1 protein-coding gene and 1 pseudogene are annotated in these 594 nt (G+C 60.6%); both read left to right on the top strand.

The window, feature by feature from the left end:
• Positions 1 to 171 (top strand): annotated as a pseudogene (locus tag AC1DVR_RS23955) (DUF932 domain-containing protein); the annotation flags it as partial.
• Positions 172 to 366: 195 nt separating this feature from the next.
• A partial coding sequence (locus AC1DVR_RS23950; RefSeq protein WP_478003116.1) for a JAB domain-containing protein occupies positions 367 to 594 on the top strand: 228 nt, incomplete at its 3' end.

Here is a 594-nt window from a genome sequence, read left to right as displayed (position 1 = left end):
GCGGAATCCGGCAAGATCATCGAGAAGGTTCTGATGGAAGAGGGCCGCCCTCCGGAATCGATTTTCGATTTTGTTCAAGGCATTACTCGCTTGGCACGCGACAAGACCCAGCAGGACGCGCGCCTCGACATGGAAGGGCGGGCCAAGAAACTCCTCGACCGCGTCAGCTGAGTTTTGCGATAGGGCAGGGGGCCCGGTGGCCCTCTGCTCGCACCAGTTTCTTCCCCTTTCCCCATCCCGGCTAACTCCGCCCGCGCAGCGTACTGCTGCCGATCGGTTGTGGTCGGTTCAACTCATGAGACCCATATGTCCCTATTTTCCGAACAAGCCACGCCTTTCGCCTCGCGGCGCTCCGGCAGCTGCGAGTTGACCGCGCAGGAGCAGGCCACCGTCTTCGCCGCACGCGAAATCCTGTCACGTCACATCAACCGCAATCCCGTCCTGACGTCATGGCAGGCGGTGATCGACTATTGTGCGTTGTCAGTCTGCGGCGAGGTCGAGCGGTTTCACGTCCTCTATCTCGACCGCAAGAACCGGATGATTTCTGATGAGCGGCTTGGCGTCGGCACGGTTGATCACGTCCCCGTCTATCCG

The sequence above is a fragment of the Rhodobacter sp. P2_H5 genome (assembly GCF_056403335.1).
Note: the sequence above shows the minus strand (reverse complement) of the source record. Positions and strands in the feature narration are given on the sequence as shown.